Source organism: Dapis brunnea BLCC-M229 (genome assembly GCF_050015995.1).
GTDB lineage: Bacteria > Cyanobacteriota > Cyanobacteriia > Cyanobacteriales > Microcoleaceae > Trichodesmium.
Genome location: NZ_JBNHEP010000244.1, coordinates 1 through 1,254, shown reverse-complemented (window position 1 = coordinate 1,254; position 1,254 = coordinate 1). Strand labels below are relative to the sequence as shown.

General features: G+C 31.7%; 2 protein-coding genes. Both read left to right on the top strand.

Translation table 11 applies throughout. The features are described from left to right. The coding region (locus tag ACP6PM_RS27965) for a photosystem II assembly protein (protein ID WP_426590164.1) at positions 1-785 on the top strand (785 nt) is incomplete at its 5' end. Positions 786-920: 135 nt separating this feature from the next. Continuing rightward, complete coding sequence (locus tag ACP6PM_RS27960) at positions 921-1,091, top strand: hypothetical protein (RefSeq protein WP_426590163.1); 171 nt, start codon at positions 921-923, stop codon at positions 1,089-1,091. The last annotated feature ends 163 nt before the right edge of the window (positions 1,092-1,254 follow it).

Here is a 1,254-nt window from a genome sequence, read left to right as displayed (position 1 = left end):
AATTGACTCCCCATGTCTATATGATGAAACATTTTCCAGATCATGTTTATTCTAGTTATTTAGCTTGGTTTTTAATATATAAATCTGGATTATTACCTACTAAACTTAACATTCTTGATATAGGTGCATGTCCAGGAACAGTTGCTTGTGGACTAGCTTTATTTATGCAAAGTAGTAGTAGCTTTTTTGCGACTCCCCCCATGCACATTTGTTATTATTCTCTGGAAAAACAAGCTCAGTTTCAGTATCGAGGTCTTCAGTTTTGGCGACAATATATAGAACAACAAAAAATACCTACTAATTTGTATTTTCGATTTGATACAACGGACATTCTTGCATACAACGAGCAGTTGAAAGTTTTGCCAAAAGGTTTCTTTAATTTTATAGTCATTTCTCACTGTTTGTTTTATGATTCAGAAGAGAATAAAAAGTCTTTAGAGGTTTATAGGAAAATATTTCAGGAAAGTTTGAGCAGCGGTGGTTATGTAATCCTAATTGTTCAAATAAAGAGTTTTTTTGGATTTTATGGGATGCAACCTAAAGAAGATATTGCCCTAGAAAAAAAATTAGTTGAAAAGTTGGTAGAAGAGTTGGATTTAAAGTTGGAGTGGTATAAATATATTATTTCAGAAGGTAGAAGAGTGCCGGGTAATAACTTTGCAAGCTTTGCAAGAAAAAATTTGTCGCTACAGAAGTTTATCAACCCATTAAAACATAAATATCTTAGATTAAATTATGACTCATACTATGGAATAGATGACTATATAATTATAGCAAAAAGATAAAACCAGTTCCCAAACTATATAGAAAAAATCCTCTACAAAATCAAAGGTCAAATATGGGATATTACTCAATCAAAAAATTTAGTTGAAAGGTTGCTAGAAGATTGAGATTGAAACTTGGAGTGGTTGGAAAATATTGTGGCAATAGGTATCAGAGAGTCTACTCAAAACTTTTCAGACTTTACCCAAGAAAATTTGCCACTGCCAAAATTTATCACCCCGCTAAAATCTCAATACCTCATAGAAAAAATCCTCTACAAAATCAAAGGTCGAATATGGGATATTACTCAATCAAAAAAACTTATTTGAAAGGTTGATAGAAGATTGAAATTGAAACTTCGAGTAGTTTAAACACACTTTACCCAAGAAAATTTGCCACTGCCAAAATTTATCACCCCGCTAAAATCTCAATACCTCATAGAAAAAATCCTCTACAAAATCAAAGGTCGAATATGGGATATTACTCAATCAA